General features: G+C 70.6%; 16 protein-coding genes and 1 pseudogene. 3 read left to right on the top strand and 14 right to left on the bottom strand.

Features of this window, described 5'->3' with window-relative positions:
- Positions 1–37 precede the first annotated feature (37 nt).
- From OG306_RS31665 to OG306_RS31605, 13 genes and pseudogenes are all read right to left on the bottom strand, one after another.
- Positions 38–352: pseudogene (locus OG306_RS31665) on the bottom strand (SDR family NAD(P)-dependent oxidoreductase); the annotation flags it as partial.
- 19 nt (positions 353–371) lie between these two features.
- Positions 372–1,121, bottom strand: coding sequence for an urease accessory protein UreD (locus OG306_RS31660; RefSeq protein WP_266904997.1), 750 nt, complete (start codon positions 1,119–1,121; stop codon positions 372–374).
- Positions 1,118–1,861, bottom strand: coding sequence for an urease accessory protein UreG (gene ureG, locus OG306_RS31655; protein ID WP_371665926.1), 744 nt, complete (start codon positions 1,859–1,861; stop codon positions 1,118–1,120). The genes OG306_RS31660 and ureG overlap by 4 nt, the downstream gene beginning before the upstream one ends.
- Positions 1,854–2,519 carry an urease accessory protein UreF gene (locus OG306_RS31650; RefSeq protein ID WP_266749567.1) on the bottom strand — a complete coding sequence of 222 codons (666 nt, stop codon included), beginning with the start codon at positions 2,517–2,519 and terminating at the stop codon, positions 1,854–1,856. Before OG306_RS31650 ends, ureG begins: the two co-directional genes overlap by 8 nt.
- Positions 2,519–4,222, bottom strand: coding sequence for an urease subunit alpha (locus tag OG306_RS31645; protein WP_371665925.1), 1,704 nt, complete (start codon positions 4,220–4,222; stop codon positions 2,519–2,521). Before OG306_RS31645 ends, OG306_RS31650 begins: the two co-directional genes overlap by 1 nt.
- A gap of 1 nt (position 4,223) precedes the next feature.
- A complete protein-coding gene (gene ureB, locus OG306_RS31640) occupies positions 4,224–4,604 on the bottom strand; it encodes an urease subunit beta (RefSeq protein WP_266749565.1) in 381 nt (126 codons plus the stop codon).
- Positions 4,601–4,903, bottom strand: a complete 303-nt coding sequence (locus OG306_RS31635) for an urease subunit gamma (protein ID WP_266749563.1) — start codon at positions 4,901–4,903, stop codon at positions 4,601–4,603. The genes ureB and OG306_RS31635 overlap by 4 nt, the downstream gene beginning before the upstream one ends.
- Before the next feature lie 312 nt (positions 4,904–5,215).
- On the bottom strand, positions 5,216–8,968 hold the full coding sequence (locus OG306_RS31630) for a S8 family serine peptidase (RefSeq protein WP_371665924.1): 3,753 nt from the start codon (positions 8,966–8,968) through the stop codon (positions 5,216–5,218).
- A 105-nt stretch (positions 8,969–9,073) separates the two neighbouring features.
- Positions 9,074–10,225, bottom strand: coding sequence for an XdhC family protein (locus tag OG306_RS31625; protein WP_266905003.1), 1,152 nt, complete (start codon positions 10,223–10,225; stop codon positions 9,074–9,076).
- Positions 10,226–10,282: 57 nt separating this feature from the next.
- On the bottom strand, positions 10,283–11,734 hold the full coding sequence (locus tag OG306_RS31620; RefSeq protein WP_371665923.1) for an NCS2 family permease: 1,452 nt from the start codon (positions 11,732–11,734) through the stop codon (positions 10,283–10,285).
- Positions 11,735–12,115: 381 nt separating this feature from the next.
- Complete coding sequence (gene pucD, locus OG306_RS31615) at positions 12,116–14,500, bottom strand: xanthine dehydrogenase subunit D (RefSeq protein ID WP_327349252.1); 2,385 nt, start codon at positions 14,498–14,500, stop codon at positions 12,116–12,118.
- Between the two features lie 2 nt (positions 14,501–14,502).
- Positions 14,503–15,096, bottom strand: coding sequence for a (2Fe-2S)-binding protein (locus tag OG306_RS31610; RefSeq protein ID WP_266749556.1), 594 nt, complete (start codon positions 15,094–15,096; stop codon positions 14,503–14,505).
- A gap of 2 nt (positions 15,097–15,098) precedes the next feature.
- Positions 15,099–15,989: an FAD binding domain-containing protein gene (locus OG306_RS31605; RefSeq protein ID WP_266749555.1), complete on the bottom strand. Its 891-nt coding sequence runs from the start codon at positions 15,987–15,989 to the stop codon at positions 15,099–15,101.
- 306 nt (positions 15,990–16,295) lie between these two features.
- Here OG306_RS31605 and OG306_RS31600 point away from each other — a divergent pair, with 306 nt between their 5' ends.
- Both OG306_RS31600 and OG306_RS31595 read left to right on the top strand, forming a co-directional pair.
- The gene (locus OG306_RS31600; RefSeq protein WP_266749553.1) at positions 16,296–18,068 is read left to right on the top strand and encodes a PucR family transcriptional regulator ligand-binding domain-containing protein; all 1,773 of its coding nucleotides are present in this window, start codon (positions 16,296–16,298) and stop codon (positions 18,066–18,068) included.
- Between the two features lie 163 nt (positions 18,069–18,231).
- A complete protein-coding gene (locus OG306_RS31595) occupies positions 18,232–19,035 on the top strand; it encodes a hypothetical protein (RefSeq protein WP_266749552.1) in 804 nt (267 codons plus the stop codon).
- A gap of 40 nt (positions 19,036–19,075) precedes the next feature.
- Here OG306_RS31595 and OG306_RS31590 read toward each other — a convergent pair whose 3' ends face one another.
- Positions 19,076–19,897: a GntR family transcriptional regulator gene (locus tag OG306_RS31590; RefSeq protein WP_266749550.1), complete on the bottom strand. Its 822-nt coding sequence runs from the start codon at positions 19,895–19,897 to the stop codon at positions 19,076–19,078.
- Positions 19,898–20,043: 146 nt separating this feature from the next.
- On the opposite strand from OG306_RS31590, the gene OG306_RS31585 reads away from it, so the two are divergent.
- Complete coding sequence (locus OG306_RS31585) at positions 20,044–20,892, top strand: (2Fe-2S)-binding protein (protein ID WP_266749549.1); 849 nt, start codon at positions 20,044–20,046, stop codon at positions 20,890–20,892.
- Positions 20,893–20,984: the final 92 nt, after the last annotated feature.

Here is a 20,984-nt window from a genome sequence, read left to right as displayed (position 1 = left end):
GGCAGGGTCGGCGGAGCTTGATCGCCCCGCCGTCGGCCATCGGCGTCCGACCGGTGAGGTACGGGGCGTCGTCGCTCGTCAGGAACGCGACGACCGGGGCGACATCCTTCTGCGGGTCGCCGAAGCGGCCCAGGGGGACCTCGGCGGCGCAGAGCGCGTACTGCTCGGGGTGCGCCTCGGCCCAGGCGGCGACGCCCGCGGTCCTCGCCATGGGCGACACGACGTCGACGCGGATCCGGTCGGTGGCCCACTCGTTGGCGACGACCCGGCTCAGCCCGCGGATCGCCTCCTTCGCGGCGGCGTACGACGCCTGGTTCGGCTGCCTGCGCACGGATTTCTGTGCACGATACATTTTGTGTGTATGCCGCGTGTCAGCCGGTGACGAGCCAGTTCTCCCAGACCGTCGCCAGTTCCGCGTCGAGCGCCGGTGTCACCGTGTCCAGCAGCCGCACCTGCGCCCCCGGCCCCGCCAGCTCCATGCGGTACGGGTGGGGCGGGCCCCCGGGCCTCGTGCCGAGAGCGGTGACCGAGCCGATGATGCGGTTCGGGCCCAGGATGCCGGGGAGTTCGCGCAGTTCCGGGTCCGTGAGGTCCAGGTCCTCGACCAGCAGCTCGTGGCCGTCGTACGTGGCACGGGTCGTCGCCCGTACGCTGCCGCCCCGCTCGCCGGAGCGCCCGAGCACCAGGGTGTCGCGCCACAGCATCCGCGCACCGGCCGCCAGCGCGATGTCCATCGATCGCTCGACGCACGCACCCGTCGAGATCACGAACGGCCGGGCGTTCCAGCGCAGTTCGCCGCCCTCCGCGATGTCGACCCTGGCCCGCCAGGTCGATGAGCCGCCGCGATGGTCGTACGCCACCAGGCCGGACGGCTCGACCAGTTCCAGCCGGGCACCCGGGCCGACCGAGATGTGCAGCCGCAGATCATCGCCCGTGAGGAGTCCCGCGCGGATGCCGACGAGGGCGATGCGGAGGCGGTCGGGGGACGGCAGCAGGGGGCGGGGGGCGAGAAAGGCGCCGGGACGCAGTTCGCGGGCGAGATGGCGGCCCGAACCGTCGCGCTCCACAGAGACGACCGTGGGGTCGGCCGGCTCGGCGGAAGCGACCGTCCGCGCTGTCACGAGTCGTCTTGGCTGTGACTGTGGGGTGCCATCGGGCCCGGGTCGGTGGGGATGTGGGTCCCGGAGCGGTGGCGTACGAGCACCGCCCGCACCCAGTCGGCGAGTTCGGCGATCGAGCCCGGGTCGTTCTTGGAGAGCGCGAGGACCGGGAGACCGCCGCGGGCGTTCTCGGCGTCGGCGACCATCGCGTCCACGTCGACCTCCACGTACGGCGCGAGGTCCGTCTTGTTGATGATCAGGAGGTCGGCGCCGGTGATGCCGGGGCCGCCCTTGCGGGCGACGTCACCGCCGCCCGCGACGTCGATGCAGAAGAGCTGCGCGTCGGCGAGGGCGGGGCTGAAGGTGGCGGTGAGGTTGTCGCCGCCGCTCTCGATGAGGACCAGGTCGAGCGGTCCGTACGCCTCCTCCAGGTCCTCGACCGCGTCGAGGTTGGCGCTGACGTCGTCGCGGATCGCGGTGTGCGGGCAGGCGCCGGTCTCGACGGCGCGGATGCGCTCGGTGGGCAGGACGCCAGCCGAGCGGAGAAAGCGGGCGTCCTCGTCGGTGTAGATGTCGTTGGTGACGACGGCCATGGAGAGTTCACCCGCAAGCTCACGGCACAGCGTCGCGAGAATCGAGCTCTTTCCGGTGCCGACCGGACCGGCGACGCCGAGGCGCATGGCACGCGGCTGGTTGAGCGGCTGATGGTAGTGCACGTTGGGGCCCTGGGCGGGCTGCCGGTCGTGCTGCTGGTCAGGCAAGGAAGAGTCTCCGTTCTCGTGGTGCGTGTTCGAGTGCCCACTGCTCGGTGAGCGGGGGTGTACGAGCGGGCAGACCGGTCGGAGTCCGTACCGCGAGGGCCTCGGCCACCGCGGTCGTGGCGTCCGGCTCCGCGGCGAGGATCCAGGCGACGGTGTCCAGGGGATCGCCGGGCAGCAGCTTGAGCGCGGCGGAGGCGATGGCCTGCAGTTCGTCGTAGACGACGCTGTGCGCCAGCTCCTCCTCCGACACCTTCATGACGGCTCCGAGGGCGCCCAGCGCGATCGGCCTCAGTGGGCGCGGGCGGATCGCCGACAGGGCGGTGACCGCGGGGTGGTCCGGGGCCAGCCGCCGTGCCAGGCGGCGCACCCCGCGGCCGAGTGTCATCGATGCCTCGCGCAGGGGTGCGGCGGGGGTCCGGGCGGCGAGGGCCTGTTGTACGGGGCCGTAGTCCACCGGGTCCTGGCCTGCGGCCCGCAGGGCGAGTACAGCGGCGGCTGCCTCGGTGACGGCGGCGGTGTGCAGCCGGGCCCGCAGCAGGGCGGGGACGTGGTCGCGGGTGAGGCCTGCCGCGACGGCCGGTTCGAGCCCCGCGCTGTAGGTGTACGCGCCGACCGGGAGCCGGCCGTCTCCGAGCAGGAGGGGTGCGAGGCCCGCCATCAGAACATGGAGTACCGCTGGGCCAGCGGCAGTTCGGTGGCGGGGGCGGGCTCGATGAGCTCCCCGTCGATGCGGATGGCGAAGGTCTCCGGGTCGACGTCGATGTCCGGGAGCGCCGTGTTGTTCGGCAGGTCCGCCTTGGTGAGGTGGCGGGTGGGTCGTACGGCGACCAACTCGCGTACCAGGCCGAGACGTTCGGCGAGTCCGTCCTCCAGGGCGGCCGGGGCCACGAAGCTGACCGAGAGGTGTGGGGCGGCTTCGGCCGCGGCGGTCGGGCGCAGCAGGACGGGCTGGGTGGTGGGGATCGCGGCGTTGGCGTCACCGAGCGGCGCGTACACCACCATGCCGCCCTTGATCACGGCGGCGGGGCGGATGCCGAAGAAGGCGGGATCCCACAGCACGAGGTCGGCGAGCTTGCCGGGTTCCACGGAGCCGACGACGTGGTCGATGCCGTGGGCGACGGCGGGGCAGATCGTGTACTTGGCGACGTAGCGGCGGGCGCGTTCGTTGTCGGCGGGGAGTTCGCTGCCGCGGTCGCCGAAGCGCTGCTTCATGACGTGGGCGACCTGCCAGGTACGGCAGATGACCTCGCCGATGCGGCCCATGGCCTGCGCGTCGGAGGAGGTGATGGAGAGGGCGCCGATGTCGTGCAGCACGTCTTCGGCGGCGATGGTGGTGGCGCGGATGCGGGACTCGGCGAAGGCGAGGTCCTCGGGGACGCGCGGGTTGAGGTGGTGACAGACCATCAGCATGTCGAGGTGCTCGGCGACGGTGTTGACGGTGTGCGGGAGCGTCGGATTGGTGGACGCGGGAAGGATGTTGGGGTGGGAGGCGACGGTGATGATGTCGGGGGCGTGACCGCCGCCCGCGCCTTCCGCGTGGAAGACATGGATGCCGCGCCCGGCGATGGCGTCGAGGGTTCCTTCGACGTAACCGGCCTCGTTGAGGCTGTCGGCGTGCAGGGCGACCTGGAGACCGTAGGCGTCGGCCGCCTTCAGCGCGGCGTCGATGGCGGCGGGGGTGGCGCCCCAGTCCTCGTGGACCTTGTAGCCGCCGGCGCCGCCGAGTGCCGCCTCGCGCAGGGCGTCCTCGCCGACGGTGGAGCCCTTGCCGAACAGCATGATGTTGAGCGGGACACGGTCCAGGGACCGGTGCATCATCGCGAGGTTCCAGGCGCCCGGGGTGACCGTGGTGGCCTTGGACCCCTCGGTGGCGCCGGTGCCGCCGCCGATGACGGTCGTGGTGCCGGTGGCGAGGGCCTCGTGGAGGGTCTCCGGCATGAGGAAGTGGACGTGGGTGTCGATGGCTCCGGCGGTGAGGATGCGGCCCTCGCCGGAGACCACGTCGGTGCCGGGACCGATCACCAGGTCGGGGTGGACGCCGTCGCTGATGTCGGGGTTGCCCGAGCGGCCGAGGGCGACGATCCGGCCCGCTCGGACGCCGATGTCGGTCTTGACGATGCCCCAGTGGTCGAGGACGACGACATTGGTGATGACGAGGTCGAGGGCGCCGTCGGCGCGCGAAGTGGTGGCCTGTCCCATGGACTCGCGGATGGACTTGCCGCCGCCGAACACGGCCTCGTCGCCGCCGAAGCAGCGGTCCTCCTCGACCTCGATCCAGAGGTCGGTGTCGGCGAGGCGGACGCGGTCGCCGGTGGTGGGGCCGTAGAGCGACGCGTAGGCGGCGCGGGTCATTTGTGCCATGTCACATGCCCTCCATGTGTGACGTGGGGGCGGATACCGGAGCGCACGTGCCCTCGGGGCCGCCGAGGGGTGCGCCGGTCGACGCGCGGACACCCGGCAGCACGAGCCCGGGCACCAGTCGACGGCCACCGAGCGCGACGAGGGTGACGTCGGCGCCGACTCCGGGCTCGAAGCGCAGCGACGTACCTGACGGAATATCAAGCCGGAATCCCTGGGCTGCGGCCCGATCGAAGGAAAGCGCCGGATTAGCGTCCGGGAAGTGCAGATGAGATCCGATCTGAATGGGCCGATCTCCGTCATTCACCACGGTGATTCGCAATGTGGCGAGATTTTCGTTGATTTTCACCACGCCGGACCCGGTCCGGACCTCGCCCGGGATCACGGGATCGGTGAGGTGATCGTGACGAGCTTGCGCCCGTCCGGGAAGGTCGCCTCGACCTGGACGTCATGGAGCATCTCGGGGATGCCTTCGAGCACGTCAGCGCGGGTCAGAACGCTCCTCCCCTCGGTCATGAGGGCGCTGACCACGGCTCCCTCGCGGGCTCGCTCCATGACCCAGCAGGACAGCAGGGCGACGGCCTCCGGATAGTTGAGGCGCACGCCCCGCTCCCGCCGGTCGCGGGCAACCATTCCGGCAACACTCAGCAACAATTTCTCCGTGTCGGACGGAGTCAGAAACATGGGAAACCTCCGTGGCGGCCTCTCGGAATTCCCGTTATCGCCTGAGCCACATTTCTCTTATAAGCCTCCCCGCCCGGTCGTGGCAACTTGCCACGCACCGCAAAAAGTCCCTTTCTAGGGTTACGACCCACTAAATACGGGCAAACTGGACCAATTTTGTTGATCGGGAAAGCATAAAAAGTGGCTCCACACCCCTGTCGGAGGGTGTGGAGCCACCTCGTTCGCAACCTCCTGCGTGCCTCCCGAGCGCCTCCCGCCCGTCTTGCGAGCAACCTCAAGAGGAACTGTCAGCAGGCCACTTCAGCCGGACAGTCACTTCAGGCCGAACGCCCGGATGATTTCCTGATCGATGCCGAGCCCGTCTTCGGTCTCGGCGTGCGCCTTGATCGAGACGAATCCGCCGGCCTGCTTGGGCGCCTTGAACCGGGCGGTCCAGGAACCGGCCGAACTCTCGCGCACTTCCACGTCGCTCCAGTTCTTGCCGTCGTCGTAGCTGACCGACAGCGAGGCCTTCTTCGCCTTCACCGCGCCGTCCATCCACTCCTGCGTACCGGAGGTGAGAGCGATCTCGGCCCACTGGCCGGCCTTGACGTCACCGGCGAGGTCGGTGTCGACCTTGTAGTCCAACTGCAGCAGCGGAAGGTCGGCCCGGTACGGGCCGTTCTCGTCCATTGCGCCCGAGACGAAGTTCCACTCGGTGTGCGTGCGGGTGGAGGTCTTCCACAGGTCGCCGTCACGTTTGGAGTCGAGCACGAAACGGTAGGGCAGCTTCTCCGGCGACAGGTTTCCGAAGTAGCCGGCCCGGCCCGCGACCTTCTTGATCAGGGTATCGCCCTGGTAGATCGCGGTGGTGGTGGTGTCGTACTCGTCCGCGTACATGTCGCCCGCGTGGCCCGCGCCCGAGTCCGTCCACGGGGTGAGGTTGAACTGCATGTCGTTGTAGGTGGTCCGGAACGGACCCCAGTAGCCGGTGCCCAGACGCGGACGGGTGATCGGCGCGAACCACTCCGCAGGGTAGGTGCGGCCCGCCGTGTAGTCCAGCTCGCCGCTGCGCATCTCCTGCGCGAAGTCCGTCTCGGTGGCGTTGAAGACCGAGTGGTTCTCGTACCAGAAGGAGGCGCCCGGAAGCGGGGTGACCCACTCCTCGCGGGTGCCGGGGAACTTCTCGTACTCCTCGAAGCCGAGACCCGGGCCGTAGTCCGGAATGTCGTAGCGGAAGCCCGCGCCGAGCACGTCCTTGTGGCCGTAGAAGGTGTTCTCCACCTTCGCCAGCTGGCGGGTCGACGGAGCGAACTCCAGCGAGCGGTCCGGGACGACGCCGTCGTGGCGGTCGACCAGGTCGTACACGTAACCGGCGAAACGGTGTTGCCCGATCGTCAGCTTCGCACCGTGCTGGGCAGACTTGATCAGGTCCTCGCCCGCCAGGCGCTGGACCGAGGCGACCGGGATGGTGCCCTTGGTCCCGTAGGGGGTGTAGCTCTCCATCAGGACGCCGTCGCCGTCGTTGACGACGAACAGTGCCCCGGCGCCCGCGGCCACCGCGCCCGCGAGCCGGTCGGCGGGAGCGACCGCGTCACTGCTGCGGATGACGACGGCCTTGCCCTTGACGTTCAGACCCTCGTAGTCGGCCACGGAGCCGTTGCCCGCGAAGACGCCGGCCAGCTTCTTCTCGCCGTTTTCGGCGATGGCCGCACCACCCTGCGGGAAGACCGGCACGTCACGGCCGCCGGCCGATACATCCAGCTGCTTCTCGCCCTGCCGCCAGCGGGTCAGGAAGGAGAAGCTGCCCTGCGTGACCTTCTTGGTGGGACTGGCCCACAGCTGGTCGTAGGTCAACGGGATCTGATACGCGTCGCGCTGGACCGTGCCGTCCGGTGCGGTACGTGCCATGTCGTAGCGCAGCTGCCGGGTCTCGGTCTCCTTCGGAGTCCGCACACTGACCTTGTGGGCCTTGGACGCGTCGAGGGTGACCGTGGTCGCCTTGTCGAGGATCGTCTCGGGGGCCGCGAGGAATGCCACGGCCCGCGAGTCGGCGCGGTCGCCGGCAATGTCGGCGGCGGTCCAGGCGTTGTAGTTGCCCGGCGGCAACCGCAGCGTGTACTCGCCCGACACCGGGACGACGCTCAGGTTCGGGTCGCCGAGCGCGCCGATGACGACCAGACCGTCCATCGGCTTGCCGTCACGGTCACGGAGCCTGAGCGTCAGGTCGTACAGCTCCTGCTCCTTGTTCAGGGCGAAGCCGGTGTGGGCGACGGTGGTTCCCGCCGCGTCCTTGGCGATGACCTGGCCGGAGAACTGTGTGTCGTTCGCGACCTTCGACGGGTCCAGCGAGAGCACGGCATCGGCGGTGGAACCGGCCGGGACGGTCAGCCGCTTCGTCGACAGGGTGTACGCGTCGGCGTCCGTGTCCGTGGCCAGGTCGAGGGTGACGTCCTTCGCACCCGTATTGCGGTAGGTGATCGTCCGCTGGGCGACCGGGTCGGACGCGGAGTGCGGCCAGTTGTAGGAGGCGACCGCGACGGAGCCGGTGGCCTCGATAGTGGTGTCGACGGCCGCCTTCACATCGAGCCGACCGGTGCCCTGCTCGTACGGGGTGTACGCGTCGAGCTTCTTCGACGAGCTCATCAGCGCGTCCTTGATCCGCTGGCCGGACCAGTCGGGGTGACGCTGCTTCAGGATGGCCGCGGCGCCCGCGACGTGCGGGGTCGCCATCGACGTACCCGACATCGACTGGTACATCCCGCTGATGCCCGGGACCGCCTGCGAGGCGGCGGCGTTGATGTTCACACCCGGTGCGGAGAGATCGGGCTTGAGGCCGTAGGACCTCACGAGCGGGCCCATCGAGGAGAAGGCCGCGCGGTTGTCCTGCTTGTCGACGGCGGCGATGGTGAGCGCCTTCTCCGCCGAGCCGGGCGAGCCGATGGTGCCCGCGCCGTAGGAGTTGCCCGCGGCAATCACGAACAGCGGGCCGCCGTCGGCGGAAAGGGCGTCGACGGCCTGGGACATCGGGTCGGAGCCGTCGTCCGGGATGCTGGAGCCGAGGCTCATGGAGACGACGTCGGCGCCTTCGGCCTTCGCCCACTCCATGGCTTCGATGATGCCGGAGTCCGCGCCGGAACCACCGTTGCTGAGCACCTTGCCGATGATCAGGTCGGCGCCGGGGGCGACGCCCTTGTTGACACCCTCCGACGCGGCGCCGGAGCCCGCGATCGTGGAGGCGACATGTGTACCGTGGCCGTTCTTGTCCACGACCTCCTCGCCCGGCACGAAGCTCTTCGTTTCGAGAATGCGGTCCTTGACGTCCGGGTGGGTCGCGTCGATTCCGGTGTCCAGGACGGCGACCTTGGAGCCCTTGCCGTCGTAGCCCTCGGCCCACGCCTGCGGGGCGTTGACCTGCGGCACGGAGTCCTTGAGCGCGGCCTCCACCCGGCCGTCGAGCCAGAGCTTCGCGATGCCGTTGTCCAGCGAACGGGCCTTAAGGGCGATGTCGTTCCAGAAGGTCCGGGCGGTGTCCTTCCCGGCCTTCAGCGCGGCGCCGTGGATGCTCGCCAGGGTAAGGGTCTTCTTCGCGCCGCGAGGAGCGGCGGGCAGTGAGCGGCCCTGGCTCGCCGGGTAGGTCGCGATCAGCGGAATGCCGCCCGACCTCCTGTCGTCGTACCCCATCTTGGCCAAAGCCGTGACATTGAACAGCCGACGGTCCAACTTGCCCGCTGCGATGAGGGAGTTGGCCTCGTCCGGCAGGACGTACAGATCGTCACCGGCCTGCTGGACATGCACGCCGCCGACCGCTCCGTCGGGGCGGTCCACGGTGACGGTGTCCTGCTTGCCGACACCGTCCGAGTAATGCACGACATCCCCCGTGAGCAGGGTGATGTCGTACTCCTTGACGGGGGCGGCGGCCTGGCGGTCGGCGGGCTCGGACTGAACTGCGGCGGCGGAAGCGGAGCCCGCTGCGGGCAACAGTGCGCCACTCACCAGGGCGACCGAAGTCGCTATGAGCAGAGCCCTGCGTCCCGCACGAGCCGATCTCGCCCGGCCGGAAGCAGAGGAGGATGTAAATGTCATGCGGCAGGTCTAGAGGCAAAACCGAGGCTACGGCTGAGTTCACGCCTGGCGTGAAGCCGCCGTGGCGGCAACCCGCCCACGGACAACCGTGGTTCACGGAAAGGTTCAAGCCACGGAAGTGATCACTGCCGTCGACGCCCCGTCGCCTTCGTGATGGATCGGTGTGTGCGCCCCCTTGAGCGGTACTCCGCTGCCGCCGCGCCGGTCGGCGACGATTTCGGCGGCGATCGACAGCGCGGTCTCCTCGGGGGTTCGGGCGCCGAGATCGAGGCCGATCGGCGAGTGCAGCCTGGCCAGTTCCCGCTCCGTGAAGCCGACTTCGCGCAGCCGGTCGTTGCGCTCCAGGTGGGTGCGGCGCGAGCCCATCGCTCCGACGTACGCCACCGGCAGTCTCAACGCCAGTTCCAGCAGCGGGACATCGAATTTGGCGTCGTGGGTGAGGACGCACAGGACGGTGCGCGCGTCGACTTCGGTCGCCGCGAGATAGCGGTGCGGCCAGTCGACGACCAGCTCGTCGGCCTCCGGGAAGCGGGCCTTCGTCGCGAAGACGGGGCGTGCGTCGCACAATGTGACGTGGTATCCGAGAAATTTTCCGGCCCGGACCAGCGCGGACGCGAAGTCGATGGCCCCGAAGACGATCATCCGGGGCGGCGGGACGCTCGATTCGACGAGCAGGGTGAGCGGCTGCCCGCAGCGCGAGCCGTCGGCGCCGATGGTGACGGAGCCGGTACGGCCCGCGTCCAGCATCGCGCGGGCGTCGGCCGCCGCGGTGCGGTCCAGCTCCGGGTGTCCGCCGAGCCCGCCCTCGTACGAGCCGTCGGGGTGGACGAGCAGGGGCCGGCCGAGGAGCTCCGCGGGCCCGTCGGTGATCCTGGCGACGGCCGCCGCCGCCCCCCGAGCGGCGGCAGCCAGTGCGGCGGCGAACACCGTCCGTGCGGGATCGTCCGCACGGACCGGTGTGACCAGGATGTCGATGACGCCGCCGCAGGTCAGTCCGACCGCGAAGGCGTCCTCGTCGCTGTAGCCGAACCGCTCCCGGACGGTGCTGCCGTCGTCGAGGGCCTGCCCGCACAGCTCGTACACCGCGCCCTCCACACACCCGCCGGAGACCGAACCGATCGCCGTGCCGTCGCGGTCGACTGCGAGGGCGGCTCCCGGCTGCCTGGGCGCGCTCCCGCCGACCGCCACGACGGTGGCCACGGCGAAGTCGCGTCCCTGCTCGACCCACCGGTTGAGCTCTTCGGCGATGTCCAGCATGGCGTTTCTCCTTCTACGGGGGTGCGGAGGGACGGGCCGGTCCCGTTACGGACGGGCCTACTTGGCCCCGATCCAACTCTCGATCGGGCTGAGCGCGAAGTACACGACGAACACACCGGTCAGTACCCACATGAACACGCCGACCTCACGGAATCTGCCCTGCGCCGCCTTGATCGCGACGAAGGAGATCACTCCGGCGCCGACACCGGCGGTGATGGAGTACGTGAACGGCATCAGGGCGACCGTCAGGAAGACCGGCACCGCGACGGAGCGGTCGCTCCAGTCGACATGGCGGGCATTCTGCATCATCATCGCGCCGATGACGACCAGTGCGGCGGCGGCGATCGGCCCCGGCACGATCTGGGCGAGCGGGGTGAAGAACAGTCCGGCGGCGAAGAGTACACCGGTGACGACGGAGGACAGACCCGTGCGGGCCCCCTCGCCGACGCCGGTCGCCGACTCGATGAAAACGGTCTGGCCGGAGGCTCCGGAGACGCCGCCGACCGCCCCGCCCACGCCGTCGATGAACAGCGCCTTGGACAGGCCGGGCATCCGGCCCCTGCTGTCGGCGAGCCCGGCCTCGGTACCGACGCCGATGATGGTCGCCATCGCGTCGAAGAAGCCGGCCAGCACCAGGGTGAAGACGATCATGCCTACGGTCATGACGCCGATGTCGCCCCAGCCGCCGAACTCGACATGGCCGAAGAGCCCGAAGTCGGGCATCGAGACGGCGCTGCCCTGCAGTTCGGGTGCGCTGCCGCCCCATGCCTTGGGGCTGATGTCACCGACGGTGTTGACGATGACGGCGAGGACGGTGCCGACGACGATGCCGATCAGGATCGCGCCGGGCACATTGCGGGCCTGCAGCATGAAGATGAGCAGCAGGGTGACGCAGAAGAGCAGTACGGGCCAGCCGGAGAGCTGTCCGCCCACGCCGAGCGTGACCGGGGCGCCCTTGCCGACGAAGCCGGCGTTGACGAGGCCGATCAGCGCGATGAACATGCCGATGCCGATGGTGATGCCGTGCTTCAGGGCCAGCGGTATCGCGTTCATGATGATCTCGCGCAGCCCGGTGACGACCAGCAGCACGATCACCACGCCGTACATCACACACATGCCCATGGCCTGCGGCCACGTCATGTGGGGCGCCACCTGGGTGGCGAGCACGCCGGAGACGGAGAGTCCCGCGGCGAGAGCGAGGGGCACCTTGCCGATGAAACCCATCAGCAGGGTCGAGACGGCGGCGGCGAGCGCGGTCGCCGTGATCAGCCCGGCGTGGCTGAGCCGGTGGCCCGCCACGTCCGGTCCGGACAGCAGGAGCGGGTTGAGCAGGAGGATGTAACACATCGCCATGAAGGTCGTGATGCCGCCGCGCACTTCGCGTGCGACGGTCGAGTCACGTTCGGAGATGTGGAAGTACCGGTCGAGCCAGGATCTTCCTGCGGGGATGCGCGAGCCGGAGCCCGCGTCCTCCGCAATGGTCCCGGGCTCCACTGACTGCTGGGTCATGATGCCTGACTCCCAAGGTTCACAGGGGCACCCGCGATGGAGAATCGGTAAGCGGGATTTGGGATGACTGCGCTGGCGGCACGACCCGGGGGACGGCCCGAGGCGAACTGAGCATGCAGAGTGGATTGTGCTGGTACTACGGAAGTGCCTGACTGCGTCGTCACCGCTGAGCAGCTTTTCCGCGGGACTGCGTCGTCACCGCGGGACTGCGTTGCCGCGGGACTGCGTCGTCACCGCTGGGCTGCTTTGCTGCGGGACTACTCGTCGCGCCAACATCCGTGAAGGATGCGGCACTTGAGTGCTCCGGGCGGTGCGGGCAACGGAAGTGTGACGTTCCTGGGAGGCACGCACCGCCCGGAGGGTTCGAAAGGAGCCGGAGACTCAGGTGCCCGTGAGGTGCTCGGGGCGTACCGGTGTCCTGTTGAGCTCCAGGCCCGTCGCGTTCCGGATCGCCGCGAGGACGGCCGGGGTCGACGACAGGGTGGGGGCCTCACCAACGCCACGGAGCCCGTACGGGGCGTGGTCGTCGGCGAGTTCGAGCACGTCGACCGGGATCGTCGGGGTGTCGAGGATGGTGGGGATCAGGTAGTCCGTGAAGGACGGGTTGCGCACCTTCGCGGTCTTCGGGTCGACGAGGATCTCCTCCATGACGGCGACGCCCAGGCCCTGGGTGGTGCCGCCCTGGATCTGGCCGACGACCGAGAGCGGGTTGAGCGCCTTGCCGACGTCCTGGGCGCAGGCCAGTTCGATGACCTTGACCAGGCCGAGTTCGGTGTCGACCTCGACGACCGCGCGGTGGGCGGCGAAGGAGTACTGGACGTGGCCGTTGCCCTGTCCGGTGCGGAGGTCGAACGCCTCGGTGGGCCGGTGGCGCCACTCCAGCTCGATGTCGACCGCTTCGTCCTCCAGTACGTCGACCAGATCGGCCAGCACCTCACCTCCGTCGGTGACGACCTTGCCGCCCTCCAGGAGCAGTTCGGCGGTGGCCCAGGCGGGGTGGTACGTACCGAACTTGCGGCGGCCCATCTCCAGGACCTTCTCGCGGACGGCCTCGCAGGAGTGCTTCACGGCGCCACCGGTGACATAGGTCTGCCGGGAGGCGGAGGTGGAGCCTGCGGAGCCGACCTGGGTGTCGGCCGGATGGATGGTGACCTGGGTGACGCCGAGTTCGGTTCGGGCGATCTGGGCGTGGACGGTGACGCCGCCCTGTCCGACCTCGGCCATGGCGGTGTGCACGGTCGCGACGGGTTCGCCGGCGACGACCTCCATCCGCACCCGGGCGGTGGAGTAGTCGTCGAAGCCCTCGGAGAAGCCGACGTTCTTGAGGCCGACCGCGTAGCCGACGCCGCGTACGACGCCTTCGCCATGGGTGGTGTTGGAGAGTCCGCCGGGCAGGGCCCGTACGTCGGCCTGTTCGCCGGCCACCTCCCACTGGCGCTCGGGCGGCAGCGGCATGGCCTTGACCCGGCGCAGCAGCTCGGCGACCGGGGCGGGCGAGTCGACGACCTGTCCGGTCGGCAGGACGCTGCCCTGCTCCATGGCGTTGAGCTGCCTGAACTCGACCGGGTCCATGCCCAGTTCGGCGGCGAGCTTGTCCATCTGGGCCTCGTAGGCGAAGCAGGCCTGGACCGCGCCGAAGCCGCGCATGGCGCCGCACGGCGGGTTGTTGGTGTAGAGCGCGATGGCCTCGATGTCCACGTCGTCGACGACGTACGGACCGACACCGAGCGAGGAGGCGTTGCCGACGACGGCCGGTGAGGCGGAGGCGTAGGCTCCGCCGTCCAGCACGATGCGGCATTTCATATGGGTCAGCTTGCCGTCGCGGGTGGCGCCGTGCTCGTACCAGAGCTTGGCGGGGTGACGGTGCACATGCCCGAAGAAGGACTCGAACCGGTTGTAGACGATCTTGACCGGCTTGCCGGTGCGCAGGGCGAGCAGGCAGGCGTGGATCTGCATCGACAGGTCCTCGCGGCCGCCGAAGGCGCCACCCACTCCGGAGAGCGTCATCCGGACCTTGTCCTCGGGCAGGCCGAGGACGGGGGCGATCTGGCGCAGGTCGGAGTGGAGCCACTGGGTGGCGACGTACAGGTCGACGCCGCCGTCCTCGGCGGGCACGGCCAGACCGGACTCGGGGCCGAGGAAGGCCTGGTCCTGCATGCCGAAGACGTACTCACCGCTGACCACGACATCGGCGCGGGCCGCCGCCGCGTCCGCGTCGCCGCGGACGATGGGCTGGCGGTGGACGATGTTGGGGTGCGGTACGTGCCCGGCGTGGTGGTCGTCGCGGCCCTCGTGGATGAGGGGCGCGTCGGGGGCGGTGGCCGAGGCCTCGTCGGTGACGACGGGCAGCTCGCGGTACTCGATCCTGATCTTCGCGGCTGCGCGCCGGGCCGTCTCGGGGTGGTCGGCGGCGACGAGTGCCACCGGTTCGCCGTGGTGGCGGACCTTGCCGTGGGCGAGGACCGGGGTGTCCTGGATCTCCAGCCCGTAGTTCCTCACCGAGGTCGGCAGGTCGTCGTAGGTGAGTACGGCGTAGACGCCGGAGGTGGCGAGCGCTTCCGAGGTGTCGATGGAGACGATCTCGGCGTGCGCGACCGTGGAGCGCAGCGTGTGACCCCAGAGCATGTCCTCGTGCCACATGTCGGAGGAGTACGCGAACTCACCGGTGACCTTCAGGATGCCGTCGGGGCGGAGCGTGGACTCGCCGATGCGGCCCTTGGTACGGGTGCCCTGGTTGATGCTGGTGGGGTTGCCGGTAACGCCCATCGTCAGACCGTTTCTTCCGCGCGGGCGGCCGCGAGGCGGACCGCGTCGAGGATCTTCTCGTAGCCGGTGCAGCGGCAGAGGTTGCCGGAGAGCGCCTCACGGATGTCCGCGTCGGACGGTTCCGGGTTGCGTTCGAGCAGTTCGTCCGCGGCGACCAGCAGGCCGGGGGTGCAGAAACCGCACTGAACGGCGCCGGCGTCGATGAACGCCTGCTGGATCGGGGAGAGTTCACCGGTGTCCCGGCCATCCTCGCCGGCCGGCTCGGCTTCCCACTGGCGTGCCTTGTCGAGTGCGGTGCCGCAGGCGCCGGAGGCGCAGCCACTGCCCGGGTGTGCCTGGGAGCGGTGGGCGGCGAAGTCCGCGAGCCCCTCTACGGTGACGACCTCGCGGCCCTCCACCTGGCCTGCGGCGACCAGGCAGGAGCAGACCAGGACACCGTCCAGACGGACCGTGCACGATCCGCACTCGCCCTGCTCGCAGGCGTTCTTCGAGCCGGGCAGGCCCATCCGTTCACGCAGCACGTAGAGGAGCGACTCGCCCTCCCAGACGTCGTCCGCCTCGTGCCTGCGTCCATTGACCGTGAAATTGACGCGCATGATCAGGCAGCTCCTTCGGTGCTGCGGCCGTTGCCGCGGTACGACTCCCAGGTCCAGCCGAGGGTGCGGCGGGCCATGATCCCGACCGCGTGCCTGCGATAACTCGCGGTGCCGCGCACATCGTCGATCGGGTTGCAGGCACCGGCGGCGAGCGCGGCGAACTGCGAGGCGATGGACGGGGTGATGATCGTGCGGCTGTCCCAGAACCCGCCTTCTTCGAGCGCGGCGTTCAGGAATTCCTCCGCCGCCTTCGCCCGGACGGGCGTGGGGGCGGCCGAGCCGATGCCGGTGCGGACCGTGCGGGTCTCCGGGTGCAGGGCCAGGCCGAAGGCGCAGACCGCGATGACCATGGCGTTGCGGGTGCCGACCTTGGAGAACTGCTGCGGCCCGTCCGCCTTCTTGATGTGCACGGCCCGGATCAGCTCGTCCGGTTCGAGGGCGTTGCGCTTGACGCCGGTGTAGAAGGCGTCGATGGGGATCAGCCGCGTTCCGCGTACGGACTCGGCCTCGACCTCGGCGCCCGCGGCGAGCAGCGCCGGGTGGGCGTCTCCGGCGGGCGACGCGGTGCCCAGGTTGCCGCCGACACCACCGCGGTTGCGGATCTGCGGCGACGCGACGGTGTGCGAGGCGAGCGCCAGTCCGGGCAGCTCGGCGCGCAGGTGCTCCATGATGTGGCTGTACGGGACACAGGCGCCGAGCCGTACGCTCTCCTGGCCCACCTCCCATTCGGACAGCTCTCCAATGCGGTTCAGGTCCAGGAGGTACTCGGGCCGCCGGTGGTCGAAGTTGATCTCGACCATCACATCGGTGCCACCTGCAATGGGCACAGCCGTAGGGTGCTCGGCCTTGGCGGCGAGCGCCTCCTCCCAGCTGGCGGGGCGAAGGAAGTCCATGAGTGGCTCTCTTCTTCTCAATCGGGTCGTTCGTCAGGGCGTGCGTGCCAGGCATCGTGCGGCAGACGGCAGACCGACGACAGGCCCTCGGGAACGGCCGGCCCTCGACTGGTCGTTCCTATGGTGTTAACGCGGTGTGGGGCCAAGTACACAAGCCGTGCCCCACCTGGTGCAGTCACCGAAACCATGAAGGAGTTGGCTGGTCGATCTCCTCGTCTTGTAGATTCGAACGAATGGCGGGGATCAGTAACCTCACCGCAATAACCAGTTTTCACCCGCACCAACGAAAGAGACGGCGGCGACGAGATGCGGCTGCGCGCACTGCTGGAGACCGACGCGCTGGGCCTGCGGCTGCTCGGCGGCGAAAACGAGCTGGACAGGACCGTCCGTGGGGTGATGACCACCGACCTGCGGGATCCCAGCCGCTATCTGTCGGGCGGTGAGCTGGTCCTGTCGGGCCTGGCCTGGCGCCGGAACGCGACGGACTCGGAGCCGTTCGTACGGATCCTGGCGGGCGCCGGGGTCGCCGGGCTGGCGGCGGGCGAGGCGGAGCTCGGCAATGTTCCCGGCGATCTGGTGGAGGCGTGCGCGAAGCACCGGCTGCCGCTCTTCGCCGTCCATGAGACCGTCGCGTTCGCAACGATCACCGAGCATGTGGTGCGCCAGGTGTCCGGCGAGCGGGCGGGCGATCTGGCCGCGGTCGTGGACCGGCACCGCAGGCTGATGACCTCGGGTCCGGCGGGCGGCGGCCCGGAGGTGGTGCTCGATCTGCTCGGCTCCGACCTCGACCTGCATGCCTGGGTGCTCTCCCCCACCGGCCGGCTGATCGCGGGCGCCGGTGACGCGCCGCTGGCCGAACCGGTGGGCGCGGCGCTCGCCGGCCACCACCTGGCCGCCACCCGCACCGGCCGCCGGGCCCCGCACCGGACCACGGTCGGCGGTACCACGTATTCGCTCTTCCCGATCCGCAACACCGGGCGGGAAGCGCTCCCGGGTTCCGGGGACGTGCGCGAGTCGGTGCTCTCCGACTGGCTGCTCGCGGTCGAGGCGGACGCGAGCGACTGGCCGCCCGCCCGGCTGGATCTGCTCCAGGGCGTCACCCAGCTGATCGCGGTCGAACGGGACCGGCGCGACGCCGCCCGTGCGGTACGCCGCAGGCTCGCCCAGGAAGTCCTGGAGCTGGTCCAGACGGGCGCCCCGCCCACCGAGATCGCCGCCCGGCTGCGGGTCGCCGCCCCGGTGCTGCTGCCAGGGCTCGGCGCCGCGCCGCACTGGCAGGTGGTGGTGGCGCGGGTCGAGTGGGGCGACGCGGAGGGCTCCGCGGAAGCGGGCGGGCCGTCCGGCTCCGTCGCGGGCACCCCGGCCGTGGGCCCCGGCTCCGCCGTCGCGGGCGGCCCGGTCGCCCAGGCGCTGCTGGAGGAGATCCTGGTCGACCCCGCGGTCACCGGCTCCGACTCCGCGGACCGGATCGCGGTCGCCCACACGGGCGACGAGGCGGTGGCCCTCGTACCGCTGCCCGCCGTCACCGCGCCCGCACCGGCCCACGACTCCGCCGCCGACGCGGCGCCCGTCGAGGAGGACTGCGCGCTCCACGCCGATGTGCTGCTCGCCGCCGTCCGCGAACCGCTCTCCGCGGGCCTCGCCGACGACGGCCGGCTGACACTGGGTGTCAGCGCCGCCGTGCATTCGCCCGAAGGCCTGCGCGGCGCCCTGGAGGAGGCCCGGCACGCCCGTCGGGTGGCGGCGGCCCGCCCCGGCCGGGTCTGCGCGGCCGGCCATCACGAGCTGGCCTCGCACGTCCTGCTGCTGCCGTTCGTCCCGGACGACGTGCGCCGCGCGTTCACCGCACGGCTGCTCGACCCGCTGCGCGACTACGACCGGCGCCACCGCGCGGAGCTGATCCCGACGCTGGAGGCGTTCCTGGACTGCGACGGTTCCTGGACCCGCTGCGCGTCCCGGCTCCATCTGCACGTCAACACGCTGCGCTACCGGGTCGGGCGAATCGAGCAGTTGACGGGGCGTGATCTTTCGCGCCTGGAGGACAAGCTCGATTTCTTCCTCGCCCTGCGTATGAGCTGACGTCGGGGACCTGCCGCGCCTCCCGGCAGGTCCCGCCGTTTGTGAAATCTTTCACCTGACATTGCCCCGACCCCTTGGCCCGGCGTGCCAATCCGTGCTGAGATGCGGCCAGACTCAACAGCTCGATGGCGCGCTCGGGGAGGGCAATGTGGCGCATACCGCCATGTCTGGTTCCGGAACGACAGCAGATGACGATCCGCCGCTCCAGACAGCGGTATGGCGGCTGCGGTCACGCGCCTGCTGGACGGACGCCGCCGCGCTGCTCGAACCCGACGCCGCCACCGATCCGGCGGCGGCACTCCAGCGGACGGCCCTGCTGACCGAACGGTGCCTGTACACCGGGCAGGGCTGGACCGACGCCGAGGACGCGCTGCGCACCGCCGAGGCGCTGGCCCACGACGACGCCGAACGGGGTGCGGCCGCCTGCGAGCGCGGTCATCTGGCGTACGCGTCGACGCTCCTCGGGGTACGGGACCGGGCCGACGAGGCCAGCGTCGCCCTGAGCCGGGCCGCCGCGCTGCTCGCCCCGTCCGCGCCGAGCCGCCCGCTGCTGGACTTCCGCCGGGGCCTGATCGCGCAGAACATCGCCGACTCGCCGCAGGCCGCGCGCGCCGCGTACCGCAGGGCTCACGCCGGTGCGACCGCTCAGGGCGACGCCCTGCTGCTCTCCTCGACCTGGCGCCATCTCGCCCTGTTGGCCCTGCGCGAGGGCGAGCTCGCGGAGGCCCGGCACGGCTTCGCCGAGTCCCTGCGGATAAGGGAGGAGCTGGGCTATCTGATCGGTACGGCTCCGGCCCTCATCGCCCTCGCGGACTCGGAACCGGAGCCGGAGGCGGCGACCCGGCTGCGGGCCGAGGCGGGCCGGCTCTTCCGGCTGCTCGGGGGCGTACCGACCTGGCTGGCCCCGCATCTGGACCCGCCGCCGGAGACGGCCGAGGCGAACCAGGAGGGTTCTTTACGGCCCTGATCTGCCGGACAGATGCTGAGCCCCGGGGGCCGGCGTCCAGTCAGCTCTCGGCGCCGGTGAAGTGTTCCCGTACGAGCGACTGCACGACGGTCAGATCCTGGGCGATGAGCGCGTCGAGCAGGGCGGTGTGCTCGACGGCGTCGGCGAGCAGGTCGGCGCGGCGGGAGACGGGGTTGTTCCCCAGGGGCCACTGGGATCGGCGGTGCAGGTCGTCGGCGACCATCACCAGCTGCTCGTTGCCGCAGAGCGCGAGGACCGCGCCGTGGAAGGCCCGGTCGGACTCGGCGTAGCTCGCCCGGTCGCCCACGGCGGCGGCCGTCACCGTGGCGTCGGCCAGCGGGCGCAGGGCGCACCAGCGGGCCGGCGGTACGGTGCGGGCCAGTCGCAGCATGACGGGGACCTCGATCAGCGCCCGTACCTCGGCCAGCTCGGCCAGCTCGTGCGGGCCGCGCTGGGACACCCGGAATCCGCGGTTCGGTACGACTTCGACGGCGCCCTCGATGGCAAGCTGCTGCATCGCCTCGCGCACCGGGGTCGCAGAAACCCCGAAGCGGGCGCCGAGGGCCGGTGCGGAGTAGACCTGCCCCGGGACCAGCTGACCGTCGACCAGGGCGGCGCGCAGGGCGTCGAGGATCTGGCCGCGCACGGAGTGCCGCTGCACCGCCACGCGCGGGGCGGGCGGCTCGCTGTGGGTGTGCTCGCCACGCGCCTGGTCCGTGCCTCCCTGTTCCCTGCGTGTCTCCGCACCACACGCCTGCTCGCCGCGTGGCTGTTCGGGTACGCGTACGGCTGCCGGGGCGGTCGCGGACGCGACGGACGCGTACGTCGGTCGCGCCTGCTCTCGCGCGCTGCCCTGCTCCACTCGGACCTCCTCGGCCTGCCGCGGGCGCGGCTCGCGTGTGCCATGCCCCCCTGTGCACGATAGGCGGAGCAGACCGCAGTTCAAACATCGATCCGTTCGGATAAGGTAAGGCTTACCTGCAAACGATCGCGATTCGGTGGTCCTGCATGACACTCCCCGCCCTGCTCCCCGGCACCACCGCGTCCGCCGTGACGGGCGCGTACACGCGTCTGGCCGAGGTCTTCCCCGGCCTGCGCGCAGAGGTGCTGACGGATGATGACGCCGCGCCCCGCGGCGCCGGCTGGGTGGGCGCGGAGGAGCTCGCGGCCGGTGGTGCCGCACTCGACGCCTTCCTGGCCTGGGACCACGCGCAGGTGGTGCGGGACTACGGACAGCAGGCCCGCCCCGATGTGGTCGCCGGCTTCGGGCTGCACCGGTACGCCTGGCCCGCCTGCCTGCTGGTGACGGTGCCGTGGTTCCTGCACCGGCGGGTGCCCCGGATTCCCGTCGGCGATGTGGCGTTCCAGCGCGCGCTGGGCCATCTGACCGTCCGCGTACGGGAGTTCGCCTGTCTTCCGGACGATCCCGCGGCCGGCCTGCCGGGCGCCCGGGTGGTCCTCGACGAGGCTGCGCTGCGGACCGAGGTGCTCGCCGCGGTGGCCGACCACATCGGCCCGGTGCTGGACGGCTTCGGGCCACGGATGCGGCGCGGCCGACGGGCGCTGTGGGGCATGGCGACGGACGAAATCGTCGAGGGCCTCTGGTACATCGCCCATCTCCTCGGCGAGGAGCGACGGGCGATGGCCGAGCTGGAGGCACTCCTGCCCGGCACCACGAAGCCGTTCGTCGGCTCGGCGGGCTTCCGCGAACTGGCCGGGCCGGACGGCGGGTCGTTGCCCACCCGCGATCGGACGAGCTGCTGCCTCTTCTACACGCTGCGCCCCGAGGACACCTGTGTCACGTGCCCCCGCACCTGTGACGCGGACCGCGTACGGAAACTGACGCCCACTCATTGATTCACACCACCTGCACGGGTAGTACTATTCGAACGCACATCATCGGCCGCGTACGGGTATTCGATCAGATCCCGGCTATCCGTATGCCCTGC

Origin of the sequence: Streptomyces sp. NBC_01241, assembly GCF_041435435.1 — a bacterium.
Classification (GTDB): domain Bacteria; phylum Actinomycetota; class Actinomycetes; order Streptomycetales; family Streptomycetaceae; genus Streptomyces.
Note: the sequence above shows the minus strand (reverse complement) of the source record. Positions and strands in the feature narration are given on the sequence as shown.

Bases quoted from the DNA above. Each gene is read 5' to 3' on its own strand.
- OG306_RS31620 (WP_371665923.1), bottom strand. From the start codon at position 11,734: ATGACCCAGCAGTCAGTGGAGCCCGGGACCATTGCGGAGGACGCGGGC.
- OG306_RS31645 (WP_371665925.1), bottom strand. From the start codon at position 4,222: ATGGCACAAATGACCCGCGCCGCCTACGCGTCGCTCTACGGCCCCACC.
- OG306_RS31650 (WP_266749567.1), bottom strand. From the start codon at position 2,519: ATGGCGGGCCTCGCACCCCTCCTGCTCGGAGACGGCCGGCTCCCGGTC.
- OG306_RS31605 (WP_266749555.1), bottom strand. From the start codon at position 15,989: ATGGACTTCCTTCGCCCCGCCAGCTGGGAGGAGGCGCTCGCCGCCAAG.
- OG306_RS31635 (WP_266749563.1), bottom strand. From the start codon at position 4,903: ATGTTTCTGACTCCGTCCGACACGGAGAAATTGTTGCTGAGTGTTGCC.
- pucD (WP_327349252.1), bottom strand. From the start codon at position 14,500: ATGGGCGTTACCGGCAACCCCACCAGCATCAACCAGGGCACCCGTACC.
- OG306_RS31595 (WP_266749552.1), top strand. From the start codon at position 18,232: ATGTCTGGTTCCGGAACGACAGCAGATGACGATCCGCCGCTCCAGACA.
- OG306_RS31625 (WP_266905003.1), bottom strand. From the start codon at position 10,225: ATGCTGGACATCGCCGAAGAGCTCAACCGGTGGGTCGAGCAGGGACGC.
- OG306_RS31630 (WP_371665924.1), bottom strand. From the start codon at position 8,968: ATGACATTTACATCCTCCTCTGCTTCCGGCCGGGCGAGATCGGCTCGT.
- OG306_RS31610 (WP_266749556.1), bottom strand. From the start codon at position 15,096: ATGCGCGTCAATTTCACGGTCAATGGACGCAGGCACGAGGCGGACGAC.
- OG306_RS31600 (WP_266749553.1), top strand. From the start codon at position 16,296: ATGCGGCTGCGCGCACTGCTGGAGACCGACGCGCTGGGCCTGCGGCTG.
- OG306_RS31585 (WP_266749549.1), top strand. From the start codon at position 20,044: ATGACACTCCCCGCCCTGCTCCCCGGCACCACCGCGTCCGCCGTGACG.